The 15,939-nt window shown below is 40.0% G+C and carries 20 protein-coding genes and 1 tRNA gene; 13 read left to right on the top strand and 8 right to left on the bottom strand.

Annotated features, from left to right (window positions below):
* Positions 1-120 precede the first annotated feature (120 nt).
* Both AWN68_RS00450 and AWN68_RS00445 read right to left on the bottom strand, forming a co-directional pair.
* Complete coding sequence (locus tag AWN68_RS00450) at positions 121-1,611, bottom strand: trypsin-like peptidase domain-containing protein (RefSeq protein WP_068409959.1); 1,491 nt, start codon at positions 1,609-1,611, stop codon at positions 121-123.
* A 157-nt stretch (positions 1,612-1,768) separates the two neighbouring features.
* A complete protein-coding gene (locus AWN68_RS00445) occupies positions 1,769-2,194 on the bottom strand; it encodes an Hsp20/alpha crystallin family protein (protein WP_068411411.1) in 426 nt (141 codons plus the stop codon).
* Positions 2,195-2,398: 204 nt separating this feature from the next.
* Here AWN68_RS00445 and AWN68_RS00440 point away from each other — a divergent pair, with 204 nt between their 5' ends.
* The 3 genes from AWN68_RS00440 (at position 2,399) to AWN68_RS00430 (ending at position 4,734) form a co-directional block, all read left to right on the top strand.
* Positions 2,399-3,649 (top strand): NRAMP family divalent metal transporter, encoded by a 1,251-nt coding sequence (locus tag AWN68_RS00440; RefSeq protein ID WP_068409956.1) that lies wholly within the window; start codon positions 2,399-2,401, stop codon positions 3,647-3,649.
* Between the two features lie 95 nt (positions 3,650-3,744).
* Positions 3,745-3,818 (top strand) — tRNA-Asn (locus AWN68_RS00435).
* A gap of 91 nt (positions 3,819-3,909) precedes the next feature.
* Positions 3,910-4,734: a toxin-antitoxin system YwqK family antitoxin gene (locus AWN68_RS00430; protein WP_068409954.1), complete on the top strand. Its 825-nt coding sequence runs from the start codon at positions 3,910-3,912 to the stop codon at positions 4,732-4,734.
* 10 nt (positions 4,735-4,744) lie between these two features.
* On the opposite strand, the gene AWN68_RS00425 is transcribed toward AWN68_RS00430, so the two are convergent.
* Complete coding sequence (locus tag AWN68_RS00425) at positions 4,745-5,122, bottom strand: YraN family protein (RefSeq protein ID WP_245657909.1); 378 nt, start codon at positions 5,120-5,122, stop codon at positions 4,745-4,747.
* 32 nt (positions 5,123-5,154) lie between these two features.
* On the opposite strand from AWN68_RS00425, the gene pgi reads away from it, so the two are divergent.
* From pgi to AWN68_RS18920, 7 genes are all read left to right on the top strand, one after another.
* On the top strand, positions 5,155-6,816 hold the full coding sequence (gene pgi, locus AWN68_RS00420; RefSeq protein ID WP_068411408.1) for a glucose-6-phosphate isomerase: 1,662 nt from the start codon (positions 5,155-5,157) through the stop codon (positions 6,814-6,816).
* Positions 6,809-7,798: a type I phosphomannose isomerase catalytic subunit gene (locus tag AWN68_RS00415; RefSeq protein ID WP_068409949.1), complete on the top strand. Its 990-nt coding sequence runs from the start codon at positions 6,809-6,811 to the stop codon at positions 7,796-7,798. The genes pgi and AWN68_RS00415 overlap by 8 nt, the downstream gene beginning before the upstream one ends.
* Before the next feature lie 13 nt (positions 7,799-7,811).
* The gene (locus AWN68_RS00410) at positions 7,812-8,003 is read left to right on the top strand and encodes a hypothetical protein (RefSeq protein ID WP_068409948.1); all 192 of its coding nucleotides are present in this window, start codon (positions 7,812-7,814) and stop codon (positions 8,001-8,003) included.
* A gap of 34 nt (positions 8,004-8,037) precedes the next feature.
* Positions 8,038-8,760: a lipoyl(octanoyl) transferase LipB gene (gene lipB / locus AWN68_RS00405; protein WP_068409946.1), complete on the top strand. Its 723-nt coding sequence runs from the start codon at positions 8,038-8,040 to the stop codon at positions 8,758-8,760.
* A complete protein-coding gene (locus AWN68_RS00400) occupies positions 8,757-9,866 on the top strand; it encodes a glycoside hydrolase family 113 (RefSeq protein WP_068409944.1) in 1,110 nt (369 codons plus the stop codon). Before lipB ends, AWN68_RS00400 begins: the two co-directional genes overlap by 4 nt.
* Positions 9,867-9,933: 67 nt before the next feature.
* On the top strand, positions 9,934-10,332 hold the full coding sequence (locus tag AWN68_RS00395) for a hypothetical protein (protein ID WP_068409942.1): 399 nt from the start codon (positions 9,934-9,936) through the stop codon (positions 10,330-10,332).
* Positions 10,333-10,537: 205 nt separating this feature from the next.
* On the top strand, positions 10,538-10,699 hold the full coding sequence (locus tag AWN68_RS18920) for a hypothetical protein (RefSeq protein ID WP_157716012.1): 162 nt from the start codon (positions 10,538-10,540) through the stop codon (positions 10,697-10,699).
* A 4-nt stretch (positions 10,700-10,703) separates the two neighbouring features.
* On the opposite strand, the gene AWN68_RS00390 is transcribed toward AWN68_RS18920, so the two are convergent.
* Positions 10,704-11,174 carry a nuclear transport factor 2 family protein gene (locus tag AWN68_RS00390; RefSeq protein WP_068409937.1) on the bottom strand — a complete coding sequence of 157 codons (471 nt, stop codon included), beginning with the start codon at positions 11,172-11,174 and terminating at the stop codon, positions 10,704-10,706.
* A 131-nt stretch (positions 11,175-11,305) separates the two neighbouring features.
* Between AWN68_RS00390 and AWN68_RS00385 the strand changes: the two genes are divergently transcribed.
* Genes AWN68_RS00385 through AWN68_RS00375 form a run of 3 tightly spaced genes read left to right on the top strand, consistent with a single transcriptional unit; the run spans position 11,306 to position 12,953 of the window.
* Positions 11,306-11,851, top strand: a complete 546-nt coding sequence (locus tag AWN68_RS00385) for a CopD family protein (protein ID WP_068409936.1) — start codon at positions 11,306-11,308, stop codon at positions 11,849-11,851.
* A 5-nt stretch (positions 11,852-11,856) separates the two neighbouring features.
* Complete coding sequence (locus tag AWN68_RS00380; protein WP_068409935.1) at positions 11,857-12,501, top strand: SCO family protein; 645 nt, start codon at positions 11,857-11,859, stop codon at positions 12,499-12,501.
* Positions 12,498-12,953, top strand: a complete 456-nt coding sequence (locus tag AWN68_RS00375; protein ID WP_068409934.1) for a c-type cytochrome — start codon at positions 12,498-12,500, stop codon at positions 12,951-12,953. The genes AWN68_RS00380 and AWN68_RS00375 overlap by 4 nt, the downstream gene beginning before the upstream one ends.
* A 3-nt stretch (positions 12,954-12,956) precedes the next feature.
* On the opposite strand, the gene AWN68_RS00370 is transcribed toward AWN68_RS00375, so the two are convergent.
* The 4 genes from AWN68_RS00370 to AWN68_RS00355 all read right to left on the bottom strand — a co-directional run bounded on the left by AWN68_RS00370 (position 12,957) and on the right by AWN68_RS00355 (position 15,774).
* Positions 12,957-13,361, bottom strand: coding sequence for a hypothetical protein (locus tag AWN68_RS00370; RefSeq protein WP_068409933.1), 405 nt, complete (start codon positions 13,359-13,361; stop codon positions 12,957-12,959).
* 70 nt (positions 13,362-13,431) lie between these two features.
* On the bottom strand, positions 13,432-13,893 hold the full coding sequence (locus AWN68_RS00365; RefSeq protein ID WP_068409930.1) for a hypothetical protein: 462 nt from the start codon (positions 13,891-13,893) through the stop codon (positions 13,432-13,434).
* A 1-nt stretch (position 13,894) separates the two neighbouring features.
* The gene (locus tag AWN68_RS00360) at positions 13,895-15,142 is read right to left on the bottom strand and encodes an ABC transporter permease (RefSeq protein WP_068409927.1); all 1,248 of its coding nucleotides are present in this window, start codon (positions 15,140-15,142) and stop codon (positions 13,895-13,897) included.
* Positions 15,139-15,774 carry an ABC transporter ATP-binding protein gene (locus tag AWN68_RS00355; RefSeq protein ID WP_068409926.1) on the bottom strand — a complete coding sequence of 212 codons (636 nt, stop codon included), beginning with the start codon at positions 15,772-15,774 and terminating at the stop codon, positions 15,139-15,141. Before AWN68_RS00355 ends, AWN68_RS00360 begins: the two co-directional genes overlap by 4 nt.
* Positions 15,775-15,939 lie beyond the last annotated feature (165 nt).

Genomic DNA, 15,939 nt, shown 5'->3' with positions numbered 1-15,939 from the left:
AATAGAATTCATAGTTACGGGAATTTTCAAAGGACTGCAAAAAAGGCTTCAACTAATTCAGAATAAAACAAAAAAGCCAAACCCGAATAGGCCTGGCTTTTGAATACTTGGCATTAACGCTTACCAAGTAATTCTGTAATATTCTTTCTCTCCGTTAGGGTATTTACCCATCACAAAGAAATCCTTTGTTTTGGTGTCAATAATTTTCTGAAACTGCTCTAAGCTAGTGATATCATCATCGCCCACTTTGGTTACGATAAAGCCTTCTTTCACTCCACTTGCTTTCCAAGCCCCTTCCTCCAGTTTTGATAATTGAACACCCGCCTCAATTTTTAAGCTCTTTTTCAAGCCATTGCTCAAGTCCTTAAATTCGGCTCCTGCTATTTCATATGTTAATGTGTTTTCTGAAAAATCTCCTTCTCTTTCCAGAACTAACTCTGGTTCGGCAAGCTCTATGGCGGCTAAAGATTCCCTATTCTGAAGTTTTAGAGATGTCTCCTTGTCATCACCTTTTCTTTTAAAGCTAATTGACACCGCATCTCCTGGTCGTTTTCTGGCAATTAGCTCTTGCAACTGACTTGTGGTTTTCACGACCTTTCCGTCTACCCCAGTAATCACATCCTCGGCCTTTAAACCAGCCTGATCGGCTGCTCCACCAGGAGAAGTCCCCATAATACGAACACCTGAAAGTTCTACGGTACCCACACCATCCGCATCGCGAATAGTAACTCCTAAGAGGCCTCTTTTCACCTCTCCGAATTCGAGTAAATCGTCCATTACCTTTTTCACCAGAATGGATGGAACAGCAAAAGAATAACCACTAAATGTACCTGTATTTGTAGCAATTGCCGTATTGATACCAATAAGCTCTCCTTGTAAATTCACCAATGCTCCTCCACTATTACCTCGGTTCACGACAGCATCTGTTTGTAAAAACGATTCAATGCCATAACGATTCTGATTCTCTACTCCTGAAATTAGGTTGATATTTCTTGCCTTGGCACTGATTATGCCAGCAGTCACTGTATTATTTAGGTCGAAAGGATTGCCTACTGCCAGCACCCATTCGCCAATCTCCACTTGATCAGAATTGCCAAAATCTATGTAAGGTAAATCCCCTGCCTTTATCTTAATTAGCGCCAAATCTGTATCAGGATCTGCCCCTATTAATTCTGCCTTAAGTCTTCTATTATCATCCAACCTCACCTCAAGCTCATCAGCTCCTTCTACTACATGATAATTAGTGGTTATGTATCCATCTTCTGAAATCAGCACCCCAGAACCGGTTGACTCTCTAAATTTCACCCCACTTCTAAGTAATCTTCTCCAGCGACTGGACGTCCCTTTAATTTCTTCTCGATTAGTAATATGAACTACGGCCGGAACAATTTTTCTTGACGCATCGATAAAATTCACCCCTGCTGGCACTGAATAGTCGTGAGGCTCATCACTTATAGTGCCAAAACTAGTCGCCACTGAATTAGAACGGTTCAATGAAAAGGAGCCATTAACGCTATCTCCACCGCCCAAAAAACTAATTCCAACCAAAACAACTAAGCCACCTAGCAGTGAGGAGGCCAACATGCCCAGAATAAACTGTCTCTTACTCATAAAACCATGACTTTAAGATTTACCTTTCCAAAATCACTAACGCGCTTTTTTGTACAGGTGTTCTAATTTATTCAATTTAAAGTAAGAATTAACCCCATTTAACAAAAAAAGAGCCCCAATAAATTGAGGCTCTTCCGTCTACACAACCAAACTCAAACTACTTCACTGCTATTTTAGACTCTACTTTCTTTGTTTCATCCTTAGGGATTCTCAATGCTAGAATACCGTTCTCGTAAGCAGCTTCAATTCCCTTTTCGTCAATGTTATCTGGAAGCTGGAAGCTCTTAAAGAACTTTCCATATTCAGTTTGAATAGAAATGAAGTTCTTCTCTTTGCTTTCCTTCTCTAGCTTGCGTTCACCAGCAATACTCAACTTTCCGTCTTTCAAATCAATATTGAAATCCCCTTTACTAAAACCTGGTACTGCTACTTGAATCTCAAATGCTGAAGCTGTTTCAGCAATGTCTACTTTTGGGGAAAAAGCATTCGGGCTTTTCTGCAAGGAATCATTAAAGAATCGATCAAAAAGAAGATCTACCGATGCTGGACCAAACCATTCTGGATTTCTCTTAACTAAGTTCATATCGTTTATATTTTTAAGTTTATGTTTCATTTTCACTCCTATAATTCAAAACTGTACCAATCGATTTTTGCCCCAAAAATACGCCACTATGTCCGAATTAGCTGCTATTGATTTTATTATCGAGACATAATGTCTTAAAATGGTAGTTTTTTGAGCGGTTATGTTGATACGAAAAGAATCTCTATTTTTAACTTTTGCGAGTTTATGAAATCAGAACTTAGTAACAAGCTGAAGGCTTTTGGCCCAGGGATACTTTTTGCCAGCACCTGTATAGGCGTTTCACATTTGGTTCAATCAACAAGAGCAGGGGCCGATTTTGGATTCCAATTGGTTGCCTTTATTCTATTGGCCAATCTTTTCAAATATCCATTCTTCGAATTCGGTTCGCGTTTTGCCGCAGCGACAAAAAAGAACTTATTAGAGGGTTATCTGGCCGAGGGTAAATGGGTGTTGTGGGTGTATTTTATTTTGAGCTTGGCCTCTATGTTCACCGTTACCGCAGCCGTTACTTTTGTTACCGCAGGTATGTTCAATAACTTGACCGGGATTACCTTAAATCCTGCCTATGTTTCAGGAATTATCTTGGTCATCTGTACCCTGATCCTAGCATTGGGGAAATACAGCATACTCGATACACTACTTAAAGTAATAGGTTCTGTATTATTGATATCAACCTTGGTTGCTTTTTTCGGAGCAGTCTCCAAAGCACAAGTGACTCCTGTTGACAATTTTGTTCCGAAGGATATCTTTGAGCGCGACAGCATTATTTTCATAATTGCCCTAATGGGATGGATGCCGACTGCAGTTGACCTTTCTACTTGGAACAGCCTTTGGACGATTGAAAGGATGAAGCAAACTGGGTATGTTCCTAAGCTAAAAGAGATCCTTGCCGATTTCAACTTTGGCTACATCATTACGGCAGTCTTAGCCATTTGCTTCCTGACGTTAGGGGCAAAAGTAATGTATGGAACTGGCGTTGAGTTATCAGATAACTCAACCGTTTTCTCCGATCAAGTTGTGACACTTTACACTTCGGCACTAGGCGACTGGGCTTATTTCATCATTGCTATTGCAGCCTTCAGTGTGATGTTCAGTACTACCATCACTGTTGTGGACGGATTTGGGAGGGCCATGGGAGAAACAACCCGATTGTTGTTCTTCAAAAAAGCAGATGCTAAAAGCACTTATAAATGGATGATGATTATCGTTTCAGCCGTTTCATTTTTATTTATTCTGCTGCTTTCATCCAATTTAAAAGACTTGGTTGACCTTGCCACTACGCTATCTTTTGTTATTGCCCCTATTATTGCAATAATTAATTACAGAGTAATTACGTCTAAGCAGATTCCAGAAGACTATAAACCTGGTAAAAAACTGCTTTTACTGGCCAAGAGCGGCATTGTCTTCCTCACAGTTTTTGCTATCATTTATATTGTTGTGTACTTCTTTTTATAATCTTAAAAAAAAAGTCAAGAAGGTATTGGAATATATTTAACCAAGCACTAATATTGCACTCCGTTTCGCAAGAAGAGTGAAACAAACCAGAAAATTCCTCCTTAGCTCAGCTGGTTAGAGCATCTGACTGTTAATCAGAGGGTCCTTGGTTCGAGTCCAAGAGGAGGAGCTTAAAAAGCCAGTTACTTTCATAGTAATTGGCTTTTTTGTTTTAAGCCCCTAAAGAAATACTCCCATATTTTTTTCGTTATTTTTGAGCAATGCAAAAATTCATTCTTTTCATATTCTTAATTGCCTCTCCGATACTTCTCGTTGCACAAAGCAAAAAGGAGAAGAAGAATGAAAAGGCGAAAACCGAAGAAATAGACAAACCCAATATTTCTATTGACTTGACCCCAGAAGACACGCTGGCTGATGTAGACTTGAAAGTGAAAAAAAACACCTTCTATGGCGAAAAGACCAAAAGAAGGTGGACAGTAACGGATGTGCAAGGACGTACTCAAATCGAAGATTTTTATACCCTAAAAGAAGCTGTTGAAGTTAATGCTTACGCACCCTTTGTGTATGTTTATGATCACGACAAAAGACAAATCGCAAATGCAAAAACGAGAAACGGCTTGATAGAAAACGTGCTGCATGGCCCTTACAAAAGACTCATCAATGACAAGGTGGTGGAAGAAGGCATGTACTTTCACGGGGTAAAGCATGAAAGATGGCTGAACCTGACAAGAGACCAAATGCTTAACAGCAAAGAGCATTATTCAAAAGGCTGGTATCGAGATTCTGAAATTACCTATTACGATCCTGAGAAGACGAAAGTGAAAGAAGTGATCCCTATTCAATACGGAAAGAAAGAAGGCACCTATTATTACTTCTATGAAAATGGGCGTGTCGCTGTGCGTGGTTATTATGAGTTCGATAAGAAAATAGGTATTTGGACAGAATACTATAATACTACCCGGGTAATTGCCAAGCGTGAAATCCAGTTTGCTCCAGACCCTTATCAAAAGCGTTTTAGAACTTATATTCGAAAAGAATGGGATAGGTTTGCAAATCCGCTTTACGAATCCCCTAGAATAAAATAGAGCCTACATTCTAATAAAAGGCATCTTCAAAGTGCTCAATTTCTTCAATTTCCCCTTTTTTGTAAATGGCGATAATGTCGAATCGAATATCTCCATGCCAGTCTTCATCCATTACATAAGCCTCAGAGGCCTTTAAAATCGACTGCTCCTGGTTCTTTGAGACAAAGGTTTCTGGGGAGCCAAAAGCTTTACTCGACCTAGATTTCACTTCAACAAAAACCAACAGTCCAGCCTTGGAACAAATAATATCAATCTCAGACTTCTTATACCTGAAATTTCGATGTAACACTTGGTAACCCTTCTTCTGTAAAAGGCTTACCGCTAAATCTTCTCCTTTTTTTCCAAACGATTGCATTGTATCGAAACAAGTCCTCCTTAATTTAGGCATTATAAAGATGTTGTCAATTAAAAAACGCAATGATGCTTCAATCCATTAACCCTACCCAGACTAAATCGTGGACAGCGCTCTCTGAACATTTTAGTGTGATGGCCGATGTACACATGAAGCAACTATTTTCTGAAGACCCTAAACGTTTTGAGAAATTCTCCATTCGGTTTAGCGACATCTTAATTGACTATTCTAAAAATAGAATTACTGATGAAACACTAAAACTGCTGCTCAGCTTGGCAGAAGAATGTCAATTGAAAAATGCGATTGACTCCATGTTTAATGGAGAAACAATCAATCAGACAGAAGAACGACCTGTACTTCATACCGCACTCCGAAACCAATCAAGTCAGCCAGTATTGGTAGATGGTAAAGATGTGATGCCTGAAGTCGGAAGTGCTTTGGCTAAAATGAAGGCTTTCGCGGACAAAGTTACAGGAGGCCAATGGCTCGGGCATACAGGAAAACCAGTCAAGTACATTGTCAACATCGGTATTGGCGGTTCCGATTTAGGCCCCGCAATGGTCACCGAAGCATTAAAGAATTATAACACCTTTGGGATTGAAGCGCATTTTGTGTCGAACGTGGATGGAACCCACATTTCTGAAGTTTTAAAGAAGGTTAAAGCAGAGGAAACCCTGTTCATGATTGCCTCAAAGACTTTCACTACTCAAGAAACCATGACCAATGCCAACACGGCCAAAACATGGTTTTTAAGTCAAGGCGGAAATCAAACAGACATTGCTAAGCATTTTGTTGCCATTTCTACCAATCAAGAGTCGGTGGTGGATTTTGGAATCGATCCTGATAACATGTTTGTTTTTTGGGATTGGGTGGGTGGCCGCTACTCGCTTTGGTCGTCTATTGGACTTTCAATTGCTTGTACTATTGGCTACGATAATTTTGAGCAATTATTGATTGGGGCATTCGAAATGGATGAACACTTCAGAAAGACACCATTCGAAAAAAACACTCCTGTGATCCTCGCTTTGCTGGGCATTTGGTATACAAACTTCTTCGGAACCGAAACAGAGGCAATACTTCCTTATGACCAATATATGCACCGTTTTGCAGCCTATTTTCAGCAGGGGAATATGGAGAGTAATGGAAAGTCAGTTGATCGATCGGGGCAGAAAATCAATTATCAAACGGGGCCGATTGTATGGGGAGAACCAGGCACAAATGGACAGCACGCCTTCTATCAGCTTATTCACCAAGGAACAAAGTTAATTCCTTGTGATTTCCTTGCTCCGGCCATCAGTCAAAACCCAATAGGTAATCACCATTCTATTTTGCTTTCTAATTTCTTTGCACAAACCGAAGCCCTTATGAATGGCAAAGGGTGGGATGAAGTTAGGGATGAATTGGCCCAAGCTGGAAAATCTGAGTCCGAGATTGAAGAAACAGCACCATTTAAAGTGTTTGAAGGAAATATCCCAACCAATTCAATTCTAGTCAAGAAACTCGACCCAAAAACCTTGGGCTCTCTTATCGCCCTTTATGAACACAAAATCTTCGCGCAAGGAATTATTTGGAATATCTTTAGTTTTGACCAATGGGGTGTGGAGTTGGGTAAGGTTTTAGCAACAAAGATTCTTCCTGAACTACAAGATGAAAGTCCCGTACAAAGTCATGATAGCTCCACCAATGGTTTAATCAATACGTACAAAATAATGATTCGAGATAATGGCTGATAAAAAATACCTCTACCCATTAAAGTTCGATACCATTTTTAAAGAGAAAATCTGGGGAGGAACAAAAATAAGAGATGTACTAGGCAAAGATTTTTCACCCCTTAAAAATTGTGGTGAAACTTGGGAAATATCAGGGGTTGAAGGAAACCTTTCTAAAGTAAGCGAAGGCCCACTTCAAGGCATGACTATTCCAGAAATAACTGCCTTGTTTAAAGAAGAATTCGTTGGCAAAAAAGTCTACGAGAAGTATGGTAACAATTTCCCATTACTCATCAAGTTTATTGATGCAGCTAAGGATTTAAGCATCCAAGTTCACCCAAATGACAAACTTGCCAAGGAAAGACATAACTCATTGGGCAAAACCGAAATGTGGTATGTAATGCAAGCCGATAAAGGCGCTAAACTCATCAGTGGCTTCAGTAAAGACACTTCAAAAGAGGAGTACCTAGAATACCTGAATAGCGGTCGATTACTAGATATTCTGAACGAAGAGCCTGTTAAGGCTGGAGACGCATTTTACCTACCAGCTGGCCGAGTGCACACCATTGGCAAAGGATTGCTAATTGCAGAAATACAGCAATCTTCAGATATTACCTATCGAATATATGATTTCGACAGAGCAGATGAGCAAGGAAACAAACGCGAACTACACAGAGAAGAAGCCATTGACGCATTAGATTACAATGCATATTCCAACTACAAAATTCAAGTTCAAAAAAGTCTTAACGAGGTGGTTCCTTTGGTAGAATCTGAATATTTTCAAACCAACCTTTTGGATTTTTCAACTGGTATTATCCGCGAGCATTACAACAAAGACTCGTTCGTAATATATGTATGCGTTGAAGGTGAAGCAGAAATTACAACTTTGGGTCAAACAGCAAAAATTAGAGTGGGAAATGCAGTTTTAGTGCCACAAAAGTTTCCAGAAGTACACATTAAGACAAATTCGAGCTTTAAAATGTTGGAAACCTACTTCCCTTAACCTACTTTTGGGCATGGCTGGAAAAAAGAATATGAAAAACTTCGAAGCCACCTTCTTAAACCTAAAGGATGAGACTGTGGTAAAGAAAGAGTTTCCAGCGCGAAATCATACTTCAGCCCTTCGCAAGGCGAACCGATTGATCACGAAAAACGTTCGTGTTTTGTCTGTTGACCAAGTAGAAGCTACTGAAGTGTCAGCTCAATAAAGTGTGTGTGTATAAAAGCTGTTTCGCGTAAGACATGAATATTCTAACTAATAAGGCTGTTGAGGTAATCAATCTGGGTGCAGAGGATTATCAACGTGTATGGGATTACCAGGAAACTGTTTTTAAGAAAACGGTGGATCGGAAAATTGAAAATAGAAAGCTTGAAAAGGCTGAATTACAAACTCTTACAGACAACTATCTTATTCTGTGCGAACATCCTCATGTCTATACTCTTGGCAAAAGTGGGTCTATGGAAAACCTGCTCTTAGATGAGCATGGATTAGAAAAGCATTTTGCGAAATTTTATCGGATTAACAGAGGTGGTGATATTACATATCACGGTCCTGGGCAATTAGTTGCTTACCCGATAATTGATCTCGAAAATTTCTTCACAGATATTCATAAATATTTGAGATATCTAGAAGAAGCAGTAATCCTCACTCTACGGGAATATGGTCTGAATACTGGCCGTATTGATGGGCTTACAGGTGTCTGGGTAGACTTTGAAGAAGGTGCCCAAAATCCACGTAAGATATGTGCAATGGGGGTAAAGACAAGCCGATGGGTAACCATGCACGGCTTGGCCCTCAATGTTAATACTGATTTAAGCTACTTTGGACATATCGTTCCTTGTGGTATAGATGACAAACAAGTCACTTCTTTGAACAAAGAACTAGGCCATAACGTAGACATGGCAGAGATTCAGCAAAAATTAATTCACCATATTGCTGAAGTATTCCAAATGGATATTCTTTGAGAAAGCATTACAAAAAACTTGGCATTACCATTATCCCTGTCCTTTTGATAGCGGCTTTCTATTTTATTTCCTCAGATTCTTATTTCGCCCCCAAATCATTAATCAACATAGCTAACCACGAAAAACACCGTGGCGTTTGCTGGGTTGGTAGTTCCAGAGAGGTTGCCGAAGCAGAAATAAAAGCATTGGTTGCAAAAAACATCAACTGGATTTCCCAAACTCCTTTTGGCTGGCAAACTGGATATGACAACCCTGAAGTGACTGGAAACCACAGTCGAGGAGAGCAAAATGGCTGGTGGGGAGAAAGAGATGAAGGGCTCAAAATAACTACCCAATACGCCAAAGAAAACGGCATTAAAACCATTCTGAAACCACACATTTGGCTTCGTGACCAAGAAGGGAAGTGGCGTGGTGAAATCAAAATGAAAACCGAAGAAGATTGGCAAAAATGGTTTTCAGATTATGAAGATTTTATGCTCCACTATGCCCAAGTGGCAGAAGATGCTGAAATGGAAATGCTTTGCATCGGTACTGAACTACATCAAACCTGTATTGAGAGAGAAGAAGACTGGAGAAAGCTAATTGCCAAAATAAGAACAATCTATTCTGGCCCACTTACTTATGCGGCTAACTTTTCGGACGAATATCAAGATGTTAAATTCTGGGATGCGCTGGATTACATAGGGGTTCAAGGCTACTTTCCGTTAACGGACAAGGAAAACCCCACAGTGGAAGACCTTAGAAAAGGCTGGGCAAAACCACTTGAGGATTTAAAGGAATTTTCAATTCAATTCAATAAACCCATCCTCTTTACGGAGGTAGGTTATAAAAGCACTAAAGATGCGGGCATCGATCCTTGGGAGTGGCCGCAGAGAATTAATGCTGAAGAGCGAGAAAAAATATTTTCAGAAGAAACTCAGGCCAATGCGTATCAAGCCCTTTTTGATGAAGTAATGGATGAGCCCTGGTTTGCGGGTGTACACATTTGGAAATGGTATCCAAACTATACTAATTCTCGAAATTCTAGCGAATTCAACATCGACTTCACCCCCCAGCAAAAGCAAGCCGAACAAGTGATTATCGATTCCTTCTCGAAATTCAAATAAGCTAAGGCTTTTAGTTCCTGATTATTAATTTTGCATTATCAGAAAGAAAGCCCTTCAAGATCTTGTAATGAAAAAAGACATCCAATTCCCTGAAGTAACCGGTGTTAAAATAGCGATTGCCAAAAGCTCAAATAGTTTAGGCGAAAGCGAATGGTATGCCTATGTTATTAATAAAAACTTGATTGAATTAACCGGTGTACTTATAGTTTCGAAAGGCCAAGAAAAACCAAATGGCCGAGGAAGGGAGACATCAACACTAAGGCATACTTTAGGAACCATTGAAGCCCAATGCACATCTCCCATTGAAATGATAAGCCCTGAAGTATTTTCATTTCAAAATGAGTTTTGGATCAGCTATTACATTGTGGGGGAGTTGTTCGACAAAAAATTCATAGTTACTCCTTTTAACGAGTTCGAGCTGCAAGAAATTCAGGAGTTAGGCCTCAAAGGTGTTTACGCCCAATAAACCATTCATCAACGGGGTCAATCATTTGGTAGGGTATTGACGAATGCTAATCGTATCAATTCCGTAATGTCGAAAGCCGTGTAAACTGATCGAAGATCGTAAAGGACTCTTGTCAATAAAGTTTGATTATCACTCCCAAATGTGTACTTTCGATTGAGACTCAACCAGTTTGTTAAATTTTAAGCAGTAGTTAAACGAAAAACTAATGGAACAATTTAGCCCGAACCGCAAGCAAAATGAGTCTGGCACAGAGAAATCTAAGACCAATTCTCAAAAATATAACAGTATTCTATCTACAGAGGTAATCAGTCGTCAAAGAGTATCTGTTCGAGATATAATTGACAACCACTACAAACGAACTCGATAGTATTCTATTTGCATGCATCTTTTCTTCTGGTGTCCACCAGGTAAATGATTTTCCAGCCCTCTTCTCCTTTAAAAAGTTGAAAAGAGTTCACTCCACAGTGTGAAAATTTTCCGCCAAGATGAAATTCATAGGGTGTCCAAACGGATGCCATTGCGCCATCGATTAGAATGCTACCAAATTCAATCTGCTCGTCCCAAATTTGATCGTGTGGGGTTCCAACCGCATTCAAAAAATTCTTCAAGCCTCCACCATCCCTGACAACGGTTTTTCCAGCTCTGTCTTTGTCAATGCCTTGCATAATGGCATTGTCTGCAAAAGCGGAACGCACCATTGTGCTATCTCCTTTTCTCATTCCATTAAACATGGCCATAATCGTTTCTTTGATCATATCTTCATCTGACTGCGCCTTTAGGGGTGTAGTTTGGGCAACAACCAAAATCATCAAGGTTATTCCTAGGGTCAAAATCGTTTTCATAATTTCTACATTTCAAACAAGTTAAACATTCGTTCTAAAATAATTAGCGAGCATCAACCATTTCACCTGCTTTCTTAGCAGAATATTTAGGTCGAAAACGTTTTCGGTTTACCTTTGCACAAACAAGTGAAATGGCTGATCCTTATATTAAAGCGTTACACATTATTTTTATAGTCACCTGGTTTGCAGGGCTGTTTTATATTGTAAGGCTCTTTATATATCATGTTGAAGCTTCTGAGAAACCAGAGCCAGACAGATCCATCCTTGGTACTCAATTGAAGTTAATGTCCAACCGATTGTGGTACATTATTACTTGGCCTTCGGCAGTCCTCACCCTATTTTTTGGAACTTGGATGATCATCAGTAATCCTGCCATGCTCTCGCTGCCATTTATGCAGATCAAACTCAGCTTTGTACTAATTTTATACATCTATCATTTCGCCTGTCATAAGCTCTACAAACAGCTTCAAAACGACATTATAAAATACACTTCTACCCAACTGCGAATTTTCAATGAGATCGCAACGATAATCTTAATCTCAGTTGTCTTTTTAATCGTATTAAAGAACGAACTCAACTGGATTAAAGGAACGATTGGTTTTATACTGGTCGCGGTACTTTTAATGTTGGGCATAAGAATTTACAAAAGGATAAGGAATCAAAAAGAAGGAAAGTAGTAGCTATGAAAAAGCAATTAGCAATTATCACTTTAGTATTCGCGTTCGGGTTTTCGGCATGTAACTCTCAACAAAAAGCTAGGCTCCCTATTTTGGGAAGAACCGATTATGTAGAAACCAACGGTACAATCGACACGGTTTACCACACCATTCCTGATTACAGTTTTGTTGATCAAGATAGCGTTGAGGTAACACCTAAAACCTTCGATAATAAAATATATGTGGCCGACTTCTTCTTCGGTACATGCCCAACGATTTGTCCTATAATGAAACAGCAAATGCTTCGTGTTTATGATCGATTTGAGTCGAACCCTGAGTTCGGCATTATTTCACACACGATCGACCCAGACCATGATACCGTTGCTTATTTAAAAGACTATTCAGAACGCATTGGCATTATGGACAATAAAGTCTGGCACTTTGTAACTGGTAACAAATCCGAAATCTATGAACTGGGCACTGCGGCTGGGTATATGGTTCAAGTAGGCGAAGATGCTTCGGCAGACGGTGGGTTCATCCACAGTGGCGCATTTATTTTGATTGACAAAGAAAGACGAGTCAGAGGTTTTTATGATGGCACTGTGGCCTCAGCGGTGGATGTTCTTATGAATGACATCGACAGGTTGTTAAAGGAATACGAAGACCAATGAAAAAACAGCTATTCATATTCACTTTCATTATAGGTTTGGCTACGAGCTGCTCAGGTAATAAAGTAGCGGATAACGAAATACCAAGTAGTACACTGAGCGGTTTTGATCAGAAGGAGACGCAATACTACTCCAATGGACGAAGGCTCTACAAAACGATATGCCAAAACTGCCACATGGAAAACGGTGAAGGGCTTGGTAGACTAATTCCGCCTTTGGCTAAATCTGATTACCTAAAAAATCATAGAGCAGATTTGCCTCGCATAATAAAGTATGGATTGCATGGCCCTGTTATAGTAAATGGGATCGAGTTTAATCAGCCGATGCCAGCCAATCCTAAATTAACCGACATTGAAGTAGCCGAAATTCTAACCTATATAGGGAATACTTGGGGGAATGAGGTTGGAAGCTTTACTACTGAAGAGGTGATCAGTAGTCTTTCAGAAGGACAGTGAAACTTAGTTTTTAAGGGCTTCTTTGGCTGCTGCAATACTACTATTGATTTCTTCTTTGACCTTTTTTACTCTTTCCATCTCAGCATTGATAAAGGCCATTTTCTCCTCTTCTGTAGATTCATTGTTTACGTGAGGGGTAGAGTTGGCACCCCAGTCGTTCATCCACTTCATCATGCCTTCTTGCGCTTTCTCTAAGCTCAAAGCGATATCTCTAAGCTCATCTGGATTTTCACTGGCATTTGCTTTGTCAAGCACCTTCTTTTTCAACGACATCAGTTCGCCCAGTTTTGGCATCACCTCATCATGAATAGCAAAAACTTCGGTCTTTAGGGTTTCGAATTTGTCTTCTTTTTTCGCGCAAGCAAAAACAAATAATATAATTACGAGTAACGAAAGAGCTCTTTTCATAACAGTCATTGATATGGCGCAAAGCTAACTTCTGAGAAGCGAAGCCCCAAAGAATTTCATGAAGAATAAACTAGTAACTATCGTAAGCTAGGCCAGCAAAAACCCCATCGGTTAAAATGTACATCAGTTTGTCTGGATCCTTCTTGTTCAATGCCAGTTTGCCCCTAATTCTTATCCGTTTAGTGGTGTATTTGATCTGTTCTTTCATGGTCACTTCCATTACCGTTTCTGGCCCGCCAGAGCCACAAAAAAAGCATTCACTAATGGGTAGCGATGAAATAATTAATTGAGTAGGCTTGAACATCCCTTCGAAGGGAATAATGTAGCCATCAACCTCCACTTCTTGGCCTTCTACTGCCTGAATTTCTTTACTGAATACAGGGAGGTACACATCACCATATTCATCTTTAGAGATTTCATATGTCACCTCGGTTAAGGTTTTCCATAATTTTGCTCCTGAGATCTTTACCTCCTGAGCGTTAAGCCCAACAGACACAACTGCGGTTAATAGTACTGTCAATAATTTTTTCATATCACTCTTGTGCTAATACTTTTGAAATATCTGTTCTATACGCGCTAAAGGCTGGTAAAATGGAAGCTAAAACCCCTACACCAACACTAATTAACAATACGTAGAATTCACCCTTCACCAAAACCATTCCTGAAATACCAATGGCATCGGATTTCTCATAAAGCCCAGTTAAGAATTCTACCAAACCGTGGCCGAGAATAAAGCCTAAAACTCCACCAATCGTGGTGATGATGATGCCTTCAAAAATAACATGTACAAACAACTTGCTTTTTGAAGCGCCCAAAGATCGCATAATAGCCAAATCGTACTTCCTGTCTTTCAGGGCATTATAAAGGGAAATGAAAATACTCAATCCCGCGATTACGATGATAATATACGCAAAGCTTTTGATCATGTTTACACCAATCCCCATAAGCGAAAACAACCTTTGGGTTTCGAAAGCTGGTGAAGCCGCTTGCATATTGGTGTTGCTGTTAATCATTCGGGGCATGGTAACCGCCCCCATGGCCGACCTGAACTGAATCAGCATCGAGGTAATTTCAGCATCGGGGCCACCTTCCGGCAAACCCGTTTCATAGGCAGAACCTAAAACAGGTTCGTTGCTGTGTTCTGCCTCCTCTCCTTCTTCTGCACTATGGTCATGCACCTGCCAAATACTTTCAATATTGGTTAAAATTAGGTTGTCCAAGGCGGTGTTACTAGGTTCGAGAATTCCCACTACTTTATAGCTGGCCTCATCGTGGTCAAGATCGGTATCGCTTAGCCCATGAGCTCCAAAAAACACATCTCCCACCTTCAGCCCCAATTGCATGGCTACGTTAGACCCAATGGTGCATTCTAAATTGTATTTCCAAAGCGCACCTTCCGATAAAGTTGCCTCATAAAGCTTTGTATAATCGTGGTTAGTCCCCACAATTCTAAAACCTTGGTAATTATCTCCCAAAGCCAAAGGAATGGCCGATTTCACCTGACGGTTTCGAGTTAAAGCTTTGGCTTCGTCCAATTTTATATTGCCCGTAGGGAAATCGATATGATATACATTCGCCAAAATCAACTGCAAGGGACTGCCCTTCGCCCCTACTACCAAATCAATTCCTCTTTTGTTCTTGGATAGATTTTCTTCCAACTGAGAGTTCAGAATCAACAATACCAAAATGATGGCAATCCCTAAGCCCATCAGCAACACATTTAGAAATGTATTGAGGGGTTTGTCCTTTATGTATTTCCAACTAAGTAAAAACAGATTCATTGCTCGTTCAGGTTTAGTTGTAAATCAAAAGCATCTTTTACACGCTGATCATGTGTGGCGATAATCAATGAGGCATTGTTATTTTCAGCCTGCTCTTTCAGCAACTGAATTACACTGTTCGCATTGTCATCATCTAAACTTGCAGTAGGTTCATCGGCCAAAAGCACCCGTGGTTTATTCAGCAAAGCCCTAGCAATGGTTACACGTTGTTGCTCTCCTTGGCTCAATTGCCGTACTTTAGAATTAAGTTTTTCACCCAAATTCAAGGTGTCCAACACTTCCTTGATGCGTCCTTTATCTTGAGGGATTCCGGAAAAATACTGCGCCAGTAAAAGGTTATCCTTTACGGTAAGTGCCGAAATCAAATGTGCCTTCTGAAAAACGAGACCAATGTTCTGACCTCTGTATTTGTCCATTGCACTTCCCGAAAGCTGATATAAATCGGTATCGTCAATGAGTACCTTGCCCTGAGCAGGTTTTAAGAGTCCACCAAGAATGTGGAGCAAGGTGGTTTTTCCACTTCCCGACTTACCGAGAATCATCAGATGCTGCTTTTCCTTGATTTCCATGTGGGAAATGGACAGAATTCGCTTTTCTGAATATCCGAAATTTAGGTTTTCTATGGTGATCATATCCCTTTCAAAAATTCAAATGCTAAGTAACCAACTTGTGACTTAAAACGGTAACCGATGGTGGATTTCTGGCCAGAATAACCATTATAGCACTGCTTCGTTTTAATGAAAGTCATTCCCCTTTTGAATGTCTCGAATTTTTAAGAATAAATAATACCTTTACAG

This window comes from Roseivirga echinicomitans (assembly GCF_001592935.1).
In the GTDB taxonomy this organism is placed as follows: domain Bacteria; phylum Bacteroidota; class Bacteroidia; order Cytophagales; family Cyclobacteriaceae; genus Roseivirga; species Roseivirga echinicomitans.
The sequence above is the reverse complement of the archived record's forward strand: the minus strand, read 5'-3'. Positions and strand labels throughout refer to the sequence as shown.

Excerpts from the sequence above, each read along its gene's own strand:
- AWN68_RS00395 (WP_068409942.1), top strand. The coding sequence starts at position 9,934 with ATGAAAAAAGACATCCAATTCCCTGAAGTAACCGGTGTTAAAATAGCG.
- AWN68_RS00415 (WP_068409949.1), top strand. The coding sequence starts at position 6,809 with ATGGCTGATAAAAAATACCTCTACCCATTAAAGTTCGATACCATTTTT.
- AWN68_RS00355 (WP_068409926.1), bottom strand. The coding sequence starts at position 15,774 with ATGATCACCATAGAAAACCTAAATTTCGGATATTCAGAAAAGCGAATT.
- AWN68_RS00425 (WP_245657909.1), bottom strand. The coding sequence starts at position 5,122 with ATGCCTAAATTAAGGAGGACTTGTTTCGATACAATGCAATCGTTTGGA.
- pgi (WP_068411408.1), top strand. The coding sequence starts at position 5,155 with ATGCTTCAATCCATTAACCCTACCCAGACTAAATCGTGGACAGCGCTC.
- lipB (WP_068409946.1), top strand. The coding sequence starts at position 8,038 with ATGAATATTCTAACTAATAAGGCTGTTGAGGTAATCAATCTGGGTGCA.
- AWN68_RS00450 (WP_068409959.1), bottom strand. The coding sequence starts at position 1,611 with ATGAGTAAGAGACAGTTTATTCTGGGCATGTTGGCCTCCTCACTGCTA.
- AWN68_RS00385 (WP_068409936.1), top strand. The coding sequence starts at position 11,306 with ATGGCTGATCCTTATATTAAAGCGTTACACATTATTTTTATAGTCACC.
- AWN68_RS00370 (WP_068409933.1), bottom strand. The coding sequence starts at position 13,361 with ATGAAAAGAGCTCTTTCGTTACTCGTAATTATATTATTTGTTTTTGCT.
- AWN68_RS00390 (WP_068409937.1), bottom strand. The coding sequence starts at position 11,174 with ATGAAAACGATTTTGACCCTAGGAATAACCTTGATGATTTTGGTTGTT.
- AWN68_RS00410 (WP_068409948.1), top strand. The coding sequence starts at position 7,812 with ATGGCTGGAAAAAAGAATATGAAAAACTTCGAAGCCACCTTCTTAAAC.
- AWN68_RS00445 (WP_068411411.1), bottom strand. The coding sequence starts at position 2,194 with ATGAACTTAGTTAAGAGAAATCCAGAATGGTTTGGTCCAGCATCGGTA.
- AWN68_RS00440 (WP_068409956.1), top strand. The coding sequence starts at position 2,399 with ATGAAATCAGAACTTAGTAACAAGCTGAAGGCTTTTGGCCCAGGGATA.
- AWN68_RS00430 (WP_068409954.1), top strand. The coding sequence starts at position 3,910 with ATGCAAAAATTCATTCTTTTCATATTCTTAATTGCCTCTCCGATACTT.
- AWN68_RS00360 (WP_068409927.1), bottom strand. The coding sequence starts at position 15,142 with ATGAATCTGTTTTTACTTAGTTGGAAATACATAAAGGACAAACCCCTC.
- AWN68_RS00375 (WP_068409934.1), top strand. The coding sequence starts at position 12,498 with ATGAAAAAACAGCTATTCATATTCACTTTCATTATAGGTTTGGCTACG.
- AWN68_RS00365 (WP_068409930.1), bottom strand. The coding sequence starts at position 13,893 with ATGAAAAAATTATTGACAGTACTATTAACCGCAGTTGTGTCTGTTGGG.
- AWN68_RS00380 (WP_068409935.1), top strand. The coding sequence starts at position 11,857 with ATGAAAAAGCAATTAGCAATTATCACTTTAGTATTCGCGTTCGGGTTT.
- AWN68_RS18920 (WP_157716012.1), top strand. The coding sequence starts at position 10,538 with ATGGAACAATTTAGCCCGAACCGCAAGCAAAATGAGTCTGGCACAGAG.